Here is a 15624-nt window from a genome sequence, read left to right as displayed (position 1 = left end):
CAATCAAACTCCTAAATAATTGAACACTTTTTTATACCGCTCGGTAAGATTGTTAAACAAAAATAAGCGGGATGAGGTGCAAAGGAAGAATTAAAATCATGAATATGAAGGTTTGACCAGAAGTAACAATATTTTTATTTATTTACATAAATACTGTTAAAATAGAGAATTAAAACATTAAAATTAAGCATAAAAAAGCCTTAAATATTACATTTAAGGCTTTTATGTTTATTCTTCAATAGCTTATTATGGTATAAAGAAAGCAAAAATCGTGCTAAAAATTATTTTTCTCGAAATATTTTATTAAATTCGTAGAATATGTTATGTTAAAACACAAAGAGTAAATATGCTTAAACAACACTTACAACTCAAACTAGGACAAAAGCTGGCGCCTCAGCAAATCCAGTTGATGAAGCTAATTCAGCTTCACACGTTGGAATTCGAAGAGGAATTGGAGAGGGAGTTAGAAGAAAACCCTGCTTTGGAAATCGTAAAAGAAGAGCCTAAGGAAGATGATTTTTCTTCTTTAGAGGATGCTTATAAAGATGAAGGGACGGAGAGCATTGAAACTGATTTTGATGTTGACCAATATCTTTATGACGACGAGCCTAACTATAAAACCGCTTCCAGCAACTACTCCCCGGACGATGAAGAATTTGATAATGAGAGCCTTCTGACGGAAGGGCAGTCTTTATATGATTATCTGCTGGAGCAGATTCATCTTATAAACATCAATACTGAAGATGTAAAAATTGCAGAATACCTTATCGGAAACCTTGATACGGACGGATATTTAAGAAGGGAAATCAAGTCTATTGTTGATGATCTGGCGTTTTCACAAGGTATTTACACTACGAAAGAAAGAGTTGAGGATATTCTTGAGAATTATGTTCAGAAACTTGACCCACCGGGCGTAGGTGCGAGAGGTCTGCAGGAGTGTTTACTATTACAGATAGAAAAAAAGGTAAGTTCAGATAAAGCCGTTTCGTTGGCTGCAAATATATTGAGATATCAGTTTGATGCTTTAACCAATAAGCATTACAATAAAATCATTCAGAAATACGACATTGAAGAAGATGATTTGAAGGATGCTTTGGATGAGATCTCAAAATTATCTCCAAGAGTTGGCGGAAACTTTGATACTCAGACAATTACTATCAATCAGGAAATTATTCCGGATTTTGTAATTCAAGTAAAAGATGGGTTGGTTATTCCGATGCTGAATAGCAAAAACGCTCCAACCTTAAGAGTTTCTGAGGAATATAAAGATATTTTAACAACATATTCTCACGATAAAAATTCATCCGAACACAAGCAGGCAGCTTTATTTATTAAACAAAAACTGGATGCGGCAAAATGGTATATTGATGCGATCAACCAGCGCCAGAATACTTTACTGCAAACCATTACTGCGATTGTGAAGTTTCAGAAGGATTATTTCATCACTGGTGACGAAAAGTCTTTAAGACCAATGATTTTAAAGGATATTGCAGATATTACAGGCTTTGATATTTCTACGATTTCAAGGGTTGTAAAAAGTAAATACGCAGATACACCAAACGGAATTATTTATTTGAAAGATTTATTTTCTGATAGTTTAACGAACGATGACGGTGAAGAAGTTTCAACAAAAGAAATTAAAACTCATCTTCAGGAAGTCATCAGTAAGGAAAACAAGAGAAAACCACTGACAGACGATGCTTTGGTGGTAATTTTAAAAGAGCAGGGTTATAATATTGCAAGAAGGACGATCGCAAAATATCGTGAACAACTGAATATTCCTGTTGCCAGACTAAGAAAAGAACTTTAAAATACAAAAGCATTTCAAATTGAAATGCTTTTTTTTATGTCGTTGAATTTTATATTAAATTTTCTGGGAATCTATTTCTTTTAATTGCTTTAAATTCCGGTCCAGTTTCCTGATAATGATCCCGTAAACCAATTTGTAATACAGCCATATCAGTAAAATACTCAATACCATACTTACGACAATTCCCACAATAACGATGGTAAGGTCTGCGCTTTTGGGCTCAATATTCTGGCTGTTTAAAGCATAAAATATAAAAGCTGTAAATACAGAGGTGAATGCAACCAGAAGAACAATACTTATTAAAATAAAAGCATTGACGGTTTTCTTAAACTTAATAATTCTTGTTATTAAGCCTTTTAAATTTTCTTCAATTTTTATTTTACGGTAATTCTGATAAAATTTATATACAAAATAAGCAGTTACTAATAAACTTAAAATTTTTATTGCTAAATAAGCATTATCGAAATTATTTTCAACTTCCGGAGTTTTTTGCGCCCCTAATCTTTCTAAAACCTTTATAAAACTGTTAGATTCTTCACCCTGTAAAAAATAAAATACTCCCAAAACGGAAAAAAATACAAATTCTGCCACACTGATCCAGAAAATATATTTCACGTAATTGCGCGATTTTCGGTTCAACATCTGAAGGATTTCGTTGTTGTCGTATTTCTGCTGAACAGGCTGTTCCTGCCATGTTTTCTTAAGGCTGTCTAAATCAAATTCAGGCATATTTTTCCATCTGTTCTTTAAGGGTTTTCTTTAGTCTGTTCATTTTCACACGCGCATTGACTTCGGTAATCCCGAGGTTTTCTGCAATATCCTTGTAAGGCAAATCATCAAGATACATCATTACGATAGCTCTTTCCACATTAGGAAGTGTCTTTATTACAGTGTATAAAAGTGAAATCTGCTGCTGTTTATCATCATCATCTTCAATAAAATCAGCATGATTAATATCCAGCTCGTTCGTAGGCAGGCTTTTACTTTTTTTTCTGAAAAGGGTAATGGCTGTATTTAAGGCAACACGGTACATCCACGTAGAAATCTTAGAATTTCCTTTAAATGAGTCGTAACTTCTCCATAATTGTAACACAATTTCCTGAAAAAGATCCTCTTCATCCTCCAAAGAATTAGTGTAAAGACGCGAAACCTTGATAATCAATCCCTGATTATCTTTAATAAGCTGCGCAAATTCTTTTTCCTTAGAAGCCAATGTATGTGTATAATATTTAGTTGCACGAAGATAGTAAATAATGTGCTAATTGATGAATAGTTACGAGTTATAAATTATGAGTTTTAAAGTTGATTTTTTTAACGTGAAAGACTCCTGGCTCATAACCCATAACTCATAATTTATAACTCATAACTAATTTGTATCTTTGCACCCACGAGAAAGTCGGCTTGTTGATTCTTGCTTCGGCAAGGGTAGGAAAGTCCGGACACCGTAGAGCAGCAAAGCGGATAACATCCGTCACCCGCGAGGGTAGGACAAGTGCAACAGAAAGGATGTACAGTTCGGCTGTAGTGAAATCAGGTAAACTCTTTGTGGTGCAATGATAAGTATATCGGTTCTTTTCAGAAATGAAAATAGGAGTTGCTCGCTCTGAAAGCCGAGGGGTAATCAGCTAAAGTCTTGCAGCAATGTAGGACGCAGATAAATAACAGGCACTTTTTTAAGTACAAAATCCGGCTTATAGATTTTCTCGTGGTTTTTAAAAAAACTTGAAGTTGAAGCTAAAAGAGGGAAGTTTTAATGCAATACTTTTTAACCTCCATCTTCGAGCTCCCATCTTCCATACCAATTTATTCATTTTCCAACTGTTGCTTGGCTTCCTGTAATTCTGATCTTTCTATTTCCGAAAGCTGTGGATATTTCAAATTCATTTTTTCTAAAGTATCAATAATAATCTGAATAGCAGCAACCCTTGCAAACCATTTGTTATCCGCAGGAAGTACATACCAGGGCGCATAATCCTTTGATGTTTCGTTGATTGCCGTTTCATAACACTCCATATATTTGTCAAATAAAGCTCTTTCGGGAAGATCTCCGGTTGAGAATTTCCAGTTTTTTTCCTGTTCGTTGATTCTGTCGAGAAGTCTTTTCTTTTGTTCGTCTTTAGAAACGTTTAAAAATATTTTTACTATGGTTGTTCCGTTTTCGGAAAGATGTTTTTCAAAATTTCGGATGCTATCATAGCGGTTTTTCCAGAATGTATCATCAAAATCTTTTACGGAATTCCATGTTTTTTCACTTAAATTATATTCTGGGTGCACTTTACATACCAAAACACTCTCATAATGCGAACGGTTGAAAATCCCAATCATCCCTTTCTGAGGCAACCCAAGATAATGTCTCCAAAGAAAATCGTGTGAATATTCTTTGGAACTTGGCGTTTTAAAGCTCGTTACACTACATCCTTGCGGATTTACACCTCCAAAAACATGTTCTATTAAGCTGTCTTTTCCCGCTGCATCCATTGCCTGAAGGACAACGAGAAGAGATTGCGTTCCATCGGCATACAGCTTTTCCTGGAGCTCACGAAGTTTTTCTTTCTCTGAAATTAATAATTCTACGCCTTCTTCTTTCGTAAGTTTTCCCTTATATTCTGTAAAAGCCTTTTTTATTGAAAATTTTCCTTTAATTAAAAAGTCATCTGAAAAATTGGTGTCCATATCTTAAATAGTTTATTTAATGATTTAATGATTTAATGATTTAATGATTTAATGATTTAATGATTTAATGATTTAATGATTTAATGATTTAATGTTATTCTAAATCTCAAACATAAAGTTGTAAAACTAACTTCTAATATCTAACATCTAATATCTTATCTTACCTAAATATAATAAAAAAACCGCCTCCATGGAGACGGTTTTTTTATTTTCTGAGTAGAGATTACTTCACTGCAGCTACTTTTTTAGCTTCTTTTGCAGCTTTTTTCTCAGCTTTAGCTTTAGCTTTTAGCTCAGCAGGAGTCAATGGTTTTGGATCCGGAGCGTTTGCATCTACCGTACCTTTGATATAGATTACGCTTCTGCTGTTTGCAGGGTCATTAGAAAATACCTCGATCATTTTGTTGAATCCACCGTTGATAGTAGTGTTGTAGCCAACTTTGATCTGAGCAGATTTTCCAGGCATAATAGGATCTGTCTTGAATTCAGGAGTTGTACATCCACAAGACGCCTTTACATTAGAGATTACAAGAGGCTTATCACCAGTATTTGTTACTGTGAAAAATCTTGTACCGTCAGAACTAGGCTTGATTGTACCGTAATCAAAAGTAGTTTTGTCGAATGTAATAGTTTGTGCAGATGCCAGAGCAAATGTCCCGAATAAAGCAATTCCTGCAATTAATTTTTTCATATTCTTGAATGTTAATATGTTTGTTAGATAAATTTTGAGAAACAAAGTTAAAAATTATTTTAATTCATACTTAAAATTTTTTTTCTTTAGCCTATTTTTGCAAATTGTAAGCTAAAGAATTAGAATTTATGCAGATTTCAGAAAAGTATAATCCACAGGAAACAGAACAAAAATGGTACAGCTATTGGCTGGAAAACAAATACTTCCATTCAGAGCCTAATGACAAGCCGCCTTACACTGTTGTAATTCCTCCGCCAAACGTTACGGGGATCTTACACATGGGGCATATGCTGAACAATACCCTTCAGGATGTTCTGGTCCGCCGTGCAAGAATGCAGGGCTTCAATGCCTGTTGGATTCCGGGAACAGATCACGCTTCTATTGCTACGGAAGCGAAGGTTGTTGCTAAACTGAAATCAGAAGGAATCAATAAATCAGATATTACAAGAGAAGAATTTTTAAAACACGCTTGGGAATGGACCGATAAATACGGAGGAACCATCCTTGAACAGCTGAAAAAGCTTGGATGTTCTTGTGACTGGGACAGAACCCGTTTCACCATGGAAGAGTCACTTTCACAGCAGGTTATCAAGTCTTTTGTTGATCTTTATAATAAAGGCTTAATCTACAGAGGATACAGAATGGTAAACTGGGATCCGGAAGCGAAAACCAATATTTCTGACGAAGAAGTAATTTTTAAAGAACAAAACGGAAAATTATATTTCCTAAAATATAAAATCGAGGGGTCGGAAGAATTCCTTTCGGTGGCTACGACACGTCCCGAAACTATTTTCGGTGACACGGCAGTTTGTATCAATCCTAATGATGAGAGATATGCTCATTTAAAAGGCAAAAAAGTAATCGTACCCATCGTAAACAGAGTAATTCCGATTATCGAAGATGAATATGTTGACATCGAATTCGGAACAGGGGTGTTGAAAATTACGCCTGCTCACGACGTTAATGATTATGAAATCGGACAAAAGCACAATCTTCAAATGATTGATGCTCTTGACGATGACGGAAATTTGAATGAACACGGTTTACATTACGCAGGAAAAAACAGATTTGAAGTAAGAAAACAAATCGCGAAAGAATTGGAAGAAAAAGATCTTTTGTTAAAAGCAGAAGATTATGTAAATAAAGTGGGAACTTCGGAAAGAACCGGCGCGGTTATCGAGCCCAGAGTTTCTGTTCAATGGTTCCTGAAAATGTCTGATATTGCTAAACCAGCTTTGGATGTAGTAATGAATGATGAGGTGAAATTTTACCCTGAAAAGTTTAAAAACACCTACAAACATTGGATGGATAACATCCGCGACTGGAATATTTCCCGCCAACTTTGGTGGGGACAGCAAATTCCTGCTTATTATTATGGAGAAGGAGAAAGCGATTTCGTAGTTGCAGAAAATATCGATGAAGCATTAGAACTGGCGAAGCAAAAGACCAACAACCAACAACTAACAACCAGCAACCTGAAACAAGACGAAGATGCTCTTGATACATGGTTTTCATCATGGTTGTGGCCAATGTCAGTTTTTGATGGTCTGAATGATCCTGAAAATAAAGACATCAATTATTACTATCCGACTTCAGATTTGGTAACAGGCCCGGACATTATCTTCTTCTGGGTTGCCAGAATGATCATGGCCGGATTAGAATACAGAAAGGAAGTTCCGTTCAAAAATGTTTATTTTACAGGGATTGTAAGAGACAAGCAGAGAAGAAAGATGTCAAAATCTTTAGGAAATTCACCTGATCCGCTGGAGTTGATGGATAAATATGGAGCAGACGGCGTTCGTGTTGGTATTTTATTAAGCTCAGCAGCTGGAAATGATCTTCTTTTTGATGAAGATTTAATGTTACAGGGAAGAAACTTCATGACAAAAATCTGGAGTGCGTTCCGTCTGATCAACATGTGGAATCATGAAGATAAACCAGCAAATATAGCAGATAATCAAGCTATTGAATGGTTTGAAAATAAATTAAATAAGACAATTTTGGAAATCGATCAGCAATTCGAGAAGTTCAGAATTTCTGATGCACTGCATTTGATTTATAAATTGATTTGGGACGATTTCTGCGGATGGTATCTGGAAGCGATCAAACCAAATTATGGGGAAGGAATTTCTAAAGAAGTTTATACCAAAACAGTTGAATTCTTTGAAGAATTAATGAAGTTGCTTCATCCGTTCATGCCTTTCTTAACCGAAGAATTATGGCAGACAATTTCGGAAAGAAGCATTGAAGAGGCATTAATTATTTCTCAGCAGAAAAAAGCCGGAAATTTTAATGAAAACATCATTAAAAATTTCGAAATTTCCTCGGAAGTTATTTCAGGAGTTAGAAATTACCGCCAGACAAAAGGTATTTCACCAAAAGAAACGGTAGAAATTTATACCAACGCTTCGGAATTTGCTAACGAATCTGTTATTAAAAAACTCGCCAATGTTTCAGAAGTTCATTTTGGAACAAAAACAGATAAGCCGAGCTTTACTTTCCTGGTTGGATCAACGGAAGTTTCAATTCCTTTGAGTGAAAACCTGGATTTAGGAGAAGAAAAAGCAAAAACTGAAGAAGAATTAAAATATTTGAAAGGATTTTTAGTTTCAGTAGACAAGAAGCTTTCTAACGAAAAGTTTGTTGCCAACGCCAAACCTGAAGTTGTAGAAGTGGAGCGTAAAAAGCAAAAAGATGCTCTTGACAAAATTGCAATTTTGGAAGAGAAACTGAAAAGTTTATAAAATGAGGTCGAGGTTAAGGTTGAGTTTAAACTTAGCCTCAACCTTAATCTTAACCTAAAATAAAAAATGACACACTTAGAAAACATAAAAAAACTATTCTCAAAAAACTTCGTTGAAAGTCCGTTATTAGAGAGCTTCGAAGTTGGGAAAATTCACCTTTCCAGTGGAAAGCTTGTTGCTTGTGATCCCTTGATTACGAATGATATGCAGCCCTTTACTACAAAATTTCCAACAGGGGATTTTTCTGTTTTACTGCACAAAGAAAGAGAAAGTAATTGTGTGGCATATGCAGAAATTATTTTCAGCAATTCTGAAATTACAGACTGGAAACTTGCTACTACAGCCGGACAAAATATCAAAGAACTGACAGAAGAGGAAGTTTTCGGATATCCTGTAGAAAGTGGAATGGGGTGCTTCATGGATGTGGATACGCAAAATAATTTGAATGAACTGGAACAAAGACTGTATCACAGCAAAGGAGCAGACTTCATGGGTATTTACGAAGAATTTTTCCATGACGAGTTTTTTGATGAAAATGGAGCCATTGATCAGTATGCATTTTTAAAGCCTTCAGAAAATCATTCTGGAACTATTTTTGCCTTTGAAACGGGGTATGGAGAAGGTTTTTATGCAAGCTATATTGCTTATGATAAAGATAGTACACCCGTAAAAATTATTACTGAATTTATTGAAATAAGTTAATTAAAGTTAATTATTTTTGTAACACAGCGCTCATAGTATAAATTTGTCCAAATCAACCCAAAATATAAAACTAATATAAAACACAATGAATTTCTCATCAGAACAGCCGAAAATCATCGTTGTAGGAAGCTCTTCCATAGATCTTGTCCTTGAGACCGAAAAAGTTCCGTGTCCTAATGAAACCGTTATCGCCCGTCATTCCGAGAGTTATTTTGGAGGAAAGGGAGCTAATCAGGCAGTGGGGACAGCAAGATTGGGAGCCAGTGTGTATTTCATAGGCTGCGTCGGCATGGATCCTCTTGGCCAACAAATCATGAGAAATATGGTCAACGAAAATATAAATGTTGGCTTTGTTTATGAAACCGACGAAGAAGCGACCGGTACGGCGTATGTAACAACTTCCGACGGGAGTGCCGCAATTGTGGTGGTTCCCGCTGCCAATAATTTTTTAAGCATTGAGCACGTGGAAGTTGCCGACAAATATTTCAATACTGCAGACCTTGTTCTTCTTCAGCTTGAAGTTTCTATGAAAGTCATTGAATATACAATCAGGAAAGCCAAAAAATACGGTAATAAAGTAGGGCTTTATGCTTCGCCTGCACAACGTCTACATGATGAAGTTTTGGATAATGTGGATTTTATTGTAGTGAAAAGCAGTGAGTTGCATATTGTTTTTGGGGAAGATCAGAGAGAAGAAATTCTTAAAAAATATTTCAATAAACTTTTTGTAAGGGATGATATCAATTCAACCGTTTATTTTGACGGTACAGAAATGAAATACTGCCGAAATGATAAGGATAAGACGGTCTACAAAATGGGAATGGGAGACGCTTTTACTTCTGGTTTTGCAATTGCCTTGTGCCACCAGAACTCTATTGAAGAGTGTGTAAAATTCGGGAATGAGGTATCTGCAAGGGTTTCCGGAAAAAAAGGATCTCAAACAGGCTTACCGAGAGTTTCAGATTTTTTCTCATAAATTATTTACTACATATCGAAAGTCTCGACTTACCATATAAATGCAAAGTAAAATTTCCACTTTTATAGTGGATTTTTTCTTTATCATATGAAAGAGCTAAAGCTTATTACCAAAGATTCGGTTTCTATTGCCGTACATCTTTTTTTACCTGAAAAAAGTAATAACAAGCTGTTGCTTATTAATTCTGCGACAGGAGTGAAACAGCAAATTTATTTCTCTTTTGCGCAATATTTTTCCGAACAGGGATTTACAGTGCTTACTTATGATTATCGAGGAATTGGGCTTTCAAAACCGAAAAAAATGAAGGGTTTCCGGGCTTCCATGAGGATTTGGGGATCGGAAGATTATAAAGCTGTCACAGATTATATTAAAATTAATTTTAATGATTATAAAAAATACTGTCTCGGACACTCCGTTGGAGCCCTGATTTTAGGAATGAATGAAGATTCTGCGATGTTTGAGGAACTTATTTTTGTAGGAACTCAAAATGCATTTGTAGGAAATTTAAGGCTTAAAACCAGAATTGAAGCCTATCTCGGTTTTGGAATCGCTCAGCCTCTAATTACCACATTGCTGGGTTATTTCCCGGGAAATTGGTTCGGCCTCGGAGAAAGTCTTCCAAAAAATTGTGCATATGACTGGAGAACCTTAATTTTAAACAGGAAATCAACGAATGGTTTATTAGAAAAAATTGATGATTATTCTAAGAGATTAACTCAAAAAGTATTCGTTATTCGTGCTCAGGATGATGTCTGGCTAACGGAAAAAGGGGTGAGAAGTTTATTAAACAATACCTATCCGAATCTTAAGCCAACATACAGATTAATAAAAACTTCTGAGTCTGAAAAAGGAGAAATCGGGCATGTGAATTTTTTTAGAAGCTATAATAAAAAGCTTTGGAACATTATTTTAAATGAATTGATATAAATGAAGAATCTGATCGAAAACACAGTAGAATTTGTAAAGGAAAAACTAGAAGGTGCAGAAGCGGGACACGACTGGTTTCACATCGAAAGAGTATGGAAACTGTCAAAAAAGATTGCGGAAACGGAAGAATGCAATCGGGAAGTGGTAGAATTGGCGGCCTTGCTTCATGATATTGCGGATCCTAAATTTCATAATGGTGACGAAACCATTGCCCTGAAGGTTTCACGCGAATTTTTAGAAAGCCAGAACGCTTCGGAAGATGTTGTCGAAAAGGTTTTATTTATTATTAAAAATATCTCGTTTAAAAACAGGGGAGAAGTGTCAAAAGATCTCCCGATTGAGCTTAAAATAGTTCAGGATGCAGATAGGATTGATGCGATCGGGGCTATTGGAATCGGGAGAACATTTAATTTCGGTGGTTTTAAAAATAATCTGATGTACGACCCGAATATTGCTCCGAAACTGAATATGTCGAAAGATGAATACAAGAAATCAAACGGTACAACAATCAATCATTTCTATGAGAAGCTTTTACTGCTGAAAGACCTGATGAACACAGAGAAAGGAAAAGAAATAGCCGAGGAAAGGCACGATTTTATGCTGAAATTCCTCGACCAGTTTTATAAAGAATGGAATGTTGATTAGATTCCTTTAAAACTTTTTAAAAACAGTATCTTTGCAACATGGTATTTGTCATTCTGCTTATTTTCTGGGCTTTATTTTTTTCTCTCATTTTGTCTAAAATAAAAAGAGGAAAAGGCGCGGAATGGGCAAAATTATTCAGAATTGTTACCTTGGTTTTTTCGATTTCATTTTTTACGTACTGGTTTATCAAAAAAAGTGCTGTCGGGATTGTAAAGGATTCTGTGGCTTTGCAGGTTATTAATAAGTTGCCACAGCCATTGGATTTTTATGTCGTTACACTAAATGATCCTGATATTCAATCAATTGAAACAAAACATATCGGAAAAATCCGTCCCGAATATTATAGAATCGAATATCTGAAAATGGACAAATCTGATGAGTATTGGATCGTGGGTTATCTTGGCAAAAAAAATCTTGTTTATTTTTCACAGCATTCTGTTCCGAACAAAAATATTGATCAGATCATTGAGGTTCAAAACTATATCAATCAAAGTGTAAGGCTTTCTGACATTGCGAAAAGGCAGGTAGAAGCTTACAATTATGAAAATACTAAGCAAGGAATATGGGTAACACTGGATTTTCTTCTTCTGTTTCTTAATCTGGTTTTACTGTTGAAAAAAAGAAAATAAATCCCAACTTGAATCAAAGTGGGATTTATCGTATAAAAATCTTTCAGTTTTATTTAAATTTTTAAGGATAATCTAAGATCAACATAATTCTTTCCTTGAATTCTTCAGGACAGTTTCTGATGAGCTTATCTTTATTTTGTTTGCTGATTTGGCTGGCTTCCAGCCACTCGGTGACATCAGAACTCAGGCTATTATTATCATAGACCCTTTTTATTTTGTCATTTTCAAAAAAAGTATACTCGTCTCCGAGCCAGTTTGTAGTAATACTGATTGTACAAATTTCTTTTTCCATTCCATTGGTTTTTAGAGCGTTCAACATTGTGTAATGTCTTCTACTCTCTAATATACTATTTTTTCCAATACAAATGGAGCTTTATCAGTAATTTTTTTTACAGGTGAAAAAGTGAATTATTTTTATTAAAACTGGATTTTTTTAGATAGATGATATTCTAATAAATAAAATTGAAGTAAAATTTATCAGCCTTAAAATAATGTCCCAGTGTTCTCTATCGCCATTTTGGGAATTAAGATGTCTGTTTTCCATTCATCATTCATTTTTTTGATAAAATAAGCCGAAAGTAGTGGTGAAGCCTTTTCTATATTTTGATGAACAAAGAAATATACATTTTGTAAACCTTCCTCTTTCCATTGAGTTAAATGTTTTAACCAATCGTCCAATCTTTCATAATCGCTTTCCGCATTTGCCCCTACATAGCGAATAAATGCATTGGGAGTCGTAAGGCGCATGTGCAGCATATCTCTTCGTCCTGCTGTGTCGACGATAATATTGGTAATATTGTTAGCCTCGAAAAGATCGCAGGTTGTATTGAAGACCTCTTCATCCGTAAACCATTCTGTATTTCTCAGCTCTATGGCCAGCGGAACTTCTTTTGGCCAGTCTTTCACGAATTTTTCCAGCCTTTCATAATCTTTTGGTTTAAAATTGTCATGAAGCTGCAGGAAAACCATTCCCAGTTTCTGGTCAAAATTTAAAACAGCAGTTGCAAACTGAGTTACTACATCTTCGATATTCAAAAGCCTTCTGAAATGTGAAACGGTATTGGTTATTTTCGGGAAAAATTTAAAATTTTCGGGTGTTTTTTCTTTCCACGTCTGTACCTGTTCCGGAGTCGGCATTCCGTAGAAAGTAGCGTTTAATTCAATTGAATTGAATTGTGTGGCATAATATGACAACTCGTCCTTTGTTCCCTTCGGATAGAAGCCTTTAAGGTCTGTTTTATTCCATTTTGCACATCCGATAGAAATATTTTCTAAGCCTTTTTTATTTTGGTTTAAAATTTCCTTTGTTTTGGCGTGATCTTTTGGTAATGTAAAATCTATTTTTGAAGGATCTTCTACTTGTCCGAATTTCATATCTGTTTTTTTAGAATTAAACTATAACGACAAATATAAAACAAAAACCATAGAAATTTCTACGGTTTTATGATTTAAAAGAAGGTTGCTAATATGAACCTATTGCTTCATTATTTTTTTTGAAACCTCCGTTTTATCGGTTTTAATTTTCATTATATATGTACCGTTCGGATGAGATGAAAGATTAATTCTCACCATTTCATGATTGAATTCCTGATTATAAATCATTCTTCCTTGTGCATCATATATTTTTACATCTTTAATATTTTCTTCAGATTTTACAAAGACAAAATCTTTTACGGGATTTGGAGCAACTTTAATTTCAATTTTATTATTTTTTGAATCGTTTATTGCTAAAAAGTTTCCACAATTTGTAGTGAATGCAATGTCAGGATACATGGATTGCAGATCGCTTAACTGAGCATCATCAACACACATGTGGAGATTTGTGTTGTAACTGTTAAAATCACTAAATTCTTCTATAGATCCATTTCTTAGACTCACATAGATAAGATTGGGCATATTCCAAAACGAAAGTCCTTCGAAATTTATTGCAGTAGAAAAATTCAATTGGTTTATTTGTGGACAATTAGTAAGATATACAGTTTTTAATTTAATGTTGTTTGAAGTATTTACCTGTGATATTAAAGGTAATGATTTTAAACCAAGAGATTCCAAATTAAGATTATTAGAAACATCAACTGAAGATAGTAAATTATCTCCCTGAAGTTCTAGTGTTTTTAAAGCAGGGCATTGTGAAATATTTAAGGTATTTATTTGTGTATCGTGAATAATAATTTCTTTAATACCAGGACATTGTAATACATTAATTGTATTTAATTCAGGGAAAACACCATCTCTTTCCGGAAGATAATAACCGATTGCTAATCTCTGTATAGCAGGACAATTCTGTATATCTAATTCTTTTAAATGGCCATTGTCATTAAAAACTAAATTCGTTAATGAGGTACAATTTTTAGCCATAATTTTTTGAAGATCATCATTACCTTGTGTATTTAATGTGCTGACTCTGCTTGTTTTTAATGTGTGAAGATTTGAGAGATTACTAACATTTACGGTACTCATATAACCGCAAGATCCTGTAATATCAATATCTTCTAAAGTTGTTGCTATGCTGAAATTGACATTATTGGTAATGGGTTGGTTAAATGCTTTTAAAACTTTAAGTTTAGGCAGACCCGAAAGATTTAATGAAGTAGCACTTCCAAAATAGACTCCTGATGTTGTATTATAAATATATCTGTTATAATAAGCGCAGTCAAGTTCTTCAAGATTGAGCAATCCTGCCGTGGACAAATCAATTATTGATGCATTAAGTCCTTTTATTTTTTTTAATGAAGAACATCCGTTAAGATTTACCGTAGAAAAATAAGCTCCATTTGTATCATAATGGTCTGTATCGGCGGTGATTTCCTGTAAATTGATACAGTTATTAGCAATTAAATTGATATTTTGATTAATTGCTGTTCCTATAGATTGATTTGCTCCTAAAACTGAAATTTTGGTTAAAGTACTTAAATTCGGGACCGAAATTTTCTCTAAATACTTACAGGAATTGAATGTTAAGGTTGTAATAGGAGAATTTTGAATATATAATTCTTTAAGCTCTGTCTGATCAATACTAATATTTCCGTTAATCTGAGGGCAATTTTTTATTGTTAAACTATTTTCAGGTGAAACCCATGGATTTATCGTTGCCTGATAAGCAATAACATCATTGATAGTCTGAATTCCCGGGCAGTTGTCGAACGAAAGATTGATAGGAGAAGCAATCGTAAGGGTAGACGTTTGAGGAAGATCAAAATATATAGGTCTTCCTTGAACTTTTTTAATTTTACTGTTGTCTACAAAACTGATATTAGCGGTTTTAGTTTCCCAAAAATAAAGTTCCTCTAAATTTGTAAATAACAAGGCATCCGAAATCCCTTCCGGTAAATGACTTTCATAATAAGAGGCATTTATATTAGAAAGGTCATAAGTATTCCCGTTTGGGTTAATATATTTTTTAGTAGGATCTTGCTTTATGGTGAGCACCTTCACCTGTTGCGCTTCCGAAACTTGAATTTCCCCATCCCCACTTGCGTCTATTGCGATAGGATTTCCATTAATGTCTTTTGCAATTTCATTAGTTGGGCTAGAACTTAAAATTAATGCCTTGAATCTAGCATCAATAAAATTGAGATTTTGAGAGTAAGCTATAGAAAAACAGCTTACACATAGAGTAAATAAAATTTTTTTCATGTTTGTGTTCTTATTAATCAAATTCTATTAAAAAGGAATTGTAAAAATTTGATGTGCAAAAGTAATGATTTCTATATATTTTTTTTTAAGCTTTAGTTTAAATTAATCTTATTATCAATGATTTATAAGAAAAATAATTTATATGTTTCAATTTGTAACGATGTATTTTTATTTAAAAATGTAATTAATTA

At 34.2% G+C, this 15624-nt stretch carries 14 protein-coding genes and 1 other RNA gene; 8 read left to right on the top strand and 7 right to left on the bottom strand.

Annotated features, from left to right (window positions below; translation table 11 throughout):
* Nucleotides 1-346: 346 nt before the first annotated feature.
* Nucleotides 347-1810, top strand: a complete 1464-nt coding sequence (gene rpoN / locus ATE47_RS11550) for an RNA polymerase factor sigma-54 (RefSeq protein WP_062162115.1) — start codon at nucleotides 347-349, stop codon at nucleotides 1808-1810.
* A gap of 54 nt (nucleotides 1811-1864) precedes the next feature.
* On the opposite strand, the gene ATE47_RS11545 is transcribed toward rpoN, so the two are convergent.
* Together ATE47_RS11545 and ATE47_RS11540 are read right to left on the bottom strand one after the other, a co-directional pair.
* Nucleotides 1865-2539 (bottom strand): hypothetical protein, encoded by a 675-nt coding sequence (locus ATE47_RS11545; RefSeq protein ID WP_062162114.1) that lies wholly within the window; start codon nucleotides 2537-2539, stop codon nucleotides 1865-1867.
* Nucleotides 2532-3023, bottom strand: coding sequence for an RNA polymerase sigma factor (locus tag ATE47_RS11540; protein ID WP_062162113.1), 492 nt, complete (start codon nucleotides 3021-3023; stop codon nucleotides 2532-2534). Before ATE47_RS11540 ends, ATE47_RS11545 begins: the two co-directional genes overlap by 8 nt.
* A 175-nt stretch (nucleotides 3024-3198) precedes the next feature.
* Here ATE47_RS11540 and rnpB point away from each other — a divergent pair.
* Nucleotides 3199-3520, top strand: an RNA gene (gene rnpB, locus ATE47_RS11535) — RNase P RNA component class A.
* Nucleotides 3521-3613: 93 nt separating this feature from the next.
* Here rnpB and ATE47_RS11530 read toward each other — a convergent pair.
* The gene (locus ATE47_RS11530; RefSeq protein WP_062162112.1) at nucleotides 3614-4483 is read right to left on the bottom strand and encodes a polyphosphate kinase 2 family protein; all 870 of its coding nucleotides are present in this window, start codon (nucleotides 4481-4483) and stop codon (nucleotides 3614-3616) included.
* Between the two features lie 223 nt (nucleotides 4484-4706).
* Nucleotides 4707-5174 (bottom strand): DUF1573 domain-containing protein, encoded by a 468-nt coding sequence (locus ATE47_RS11525; protein WP_062162111.1) that lies wholly within the window; start codon nucleotides 5172-5174, stop codon nucleotides 4707-4709.
* 128 nt (nucleotides 5175-5302) lie between these two features.
* On the opposite strand from ATE47_RS11525, the gene ATE47_RS11520 reads away from it, so the two are divergent.
* From ATE47_RS11520 to ATE47_RS11495, 6 genes are all read left to right on the top strand, one after another.
* Entirely contained in the window at nucleotides 5303-7918 is a 2616-nt protein-coding gene (locus ATE47_RS11520; protein WP_062162110.1) for a valine--tRNA ligase, read from the top strand.
* A 66-nt stretch (nucleotides 7919-7984) separates the two neighbouring features.
* Nucleotides 7985-8620: a DUF4241 domain-containing protein gene (locus ATE47_RS11515; RefSeq protein WP_062162109.1), complete on the top strand. Its 636-nt coding sequence runs from the start codon at nucleotides 7985-7987 to the stop codon at nucleotides 8618-8620.
* An 85-nt stretch (nucleotides 8621-8705) separates the two neighbouring features.
* Nucleotides 8706-9596, top strand: a complete 891-nt coding sequence (locus ATE47_RS11510) for a ribokinase (protein ID WP_062162108.1) — start codon at nucleotides 8706-8708, stop codon at nucleotides 9594-9596.
* Between the two features lie 87 nt (nucleotides 9597-9683).
* A complete protein-coding gene (locus ATE47_RS11505) occupies nucleotides 9684-10523 on the top strand; it encodes an alpha/beta hydrolase family protein (protein ID WP_062162107.1) in 840 nt (279 codons plus the stop codon).
* Nucleotides 10524-11168, top strand: a complete 645-nt coding sequence (locus ATE47_RS11500; protein WP_062162106.1) for an HD domain-containing protein — start codon at nucleotides 10524-10526, stop codon at nucleotides 11166-11168.
* Between the two features lie 89 nt (nucleotides 11169-11257).
* On the top strand, nucleotides 11258-11797 hold the full coding sequence (locus tag ATE47_RS11495) for a hypothetical protein (RefSeq protein ID WP_309804224.1): 540 nt from the start codon (nucleotides 11258-11260) through the stop codon (nucleotides 11795-11797).
* Nucleotides 11798-11858: 61 nt separating this feature from the next.
* On the opposite strand, the gene ATE47_RS11490 is transcribed toward ATE47_RS11495, so the two are convergent.
* The 3 genes from ATE47_RS11490 to ATE47_RS11480 all read right to left on the bottom strand — a co-directional run bounded on the left by ATE47_RS11490 (nucleotide 11859) and on the right by ATE47_RS11480 (nucleotide 15433).
* Nucleotides 11859-12089 (bottom strand): hypothetical protein, encoded by a 231-nt coding sequence (locus ATE47_RS11490; RefSeq protein WP_062163530.1) that lies wholly within the window; start codon nucleotides 12087-12089, stop codon nucleotides 11859-11861.
* 191 nt (nucleotides 12090-12280) lie between these two features.
* Nucleotides 12281-13171 carry a DUF72 domain-containing protein gene (locus ATE47_RS11485; protein ID WP_062162105.1) on the bottom strand — a complete coding sequence of 297 codons (891 nt, stop codon included), beginning with the start codon at nucleotides 13169-13171 and terminating at the stop codon, nucleotides 12281-12283.
* Nucleotides 13172-13270: 99 nt separating this feature from the next.
* Nucleotides 13271-15433 (bottom strand): T9SS type A sorting domain-containing protein, encoded by a 2163-nt coding sequence (locus ATE47_RS11480; RefSeq protein ID WP_062162104.1) that lies wholly within the window; start codon nucleotides 15431-15433, stop codon nucleotides 13271-13273.
* Nucleotides 15434-15624 lie beyond the last annotated feature (191 nt).

Origin of the sequence: Chryseobacterium sp. IHB B 17019, assembly GCF_001456155.1 — a bacterium.
Lineage (GTDB): Bacteria > Bacteroidota > Bacteroidia > Flavobacteriales > Weeksellaceae > Chryseobacterium.
Note: the sequence above shows the minus strand (reverse complement) of the source record. Positions and strands in the feature narration are given on the sequence as shown.

What these genes read in the sequence shown, in the direction of transcription:
- rpoN (WP_062162115.1), top strand. Translation starts at nt 347, where the DNA reads ATGCTTAAACAACACTTACAACTCAAACTAGGACAAAAGCTGGCGCCT.
- ATE47_RS11545 (WP_062162114.1), bottom strand. Translation starts at nt 2,539, where the DNA reads ATGCCTGAATTTGATTTAGACAGCCTTAAGAAAACATGGCAGGAACAG.
- ATE47_RS11530 (WP_062162112.1), bottom strand. Translation starts at nt 4,483, where the DNA reads ATGGACACCAATTTTTCAGATGACTTTTTAATTAAAGGAAAATTTTCA.
- ATE47_RS11525 (WP_062162111.1), bottom strand. Translation starts at nt 5,174, where the DNA reads ATGAAAAAATTAATTGCAGGAATTGCTTTATTCGGGACATTTGCTCTG.
- ATE47_RS11520 (WP_062162110.1), top strand. Translation starts at nt 5,303, where the DNA reads ATGCAGATTTCAGAAAAGTATAATCCACAGGAAACAGAACAAAAATGG.
- ATE47_RS11515 (WP_062162109.1), top strand. Translation starts at nt 7,985, where the DNA reads ATGACACACTTAGAAAACATAAAAAAACTATTCTCAAAAAACTTCGTT.
- ATE47_RS11510 (WP_062162108.1), top strand. Translation starts at nt 8,706, where the DNA reads ATGAATTTCTCATCAGAACAGCCGAAAATCATCGTTGTAGGAAGCTCT.
- ATE47_RS11505 (WP_062162107.1), top strand. Translation starts at nt 9,684, where the DNA reads ATGAAAGAGCTAAAGCTTATTACCAAAGATTCGGTTTCTATTGCCGTA.
- ATE47_RS11500 (WP_062162106.1), top strand. Translation starts at nt 10,524, where the DNA reads ATGAAGAATCTGATCGAAAACACAGTAGAATTTGTAAAGGAAAAACTA.
- ATE47_RS11490 (WP_062163530.1), bottom strand. Translation starts at nt 12,089, where the DNA reads ATGGAAAAAGAAATTTGTACAATCAGTATTACTACAAACTGGCTCGGA.
- ATE47_RS11485 (WP_062162105.1), bottom strand. Translation starts at nt 13,171, where the DNA reads ATGAAATTCGGACAAGTAGAAGATCCTTCAAAAATAGATTTTACATTA.
- ATE47_RS11480 (WP_062162104.1), bottom strand. Translation starts at nt 15,433, where the DNA reads ATGAAAAAAATTTTATTTACTCTATGTGTAAGCTGTTTTTCTATAGCT.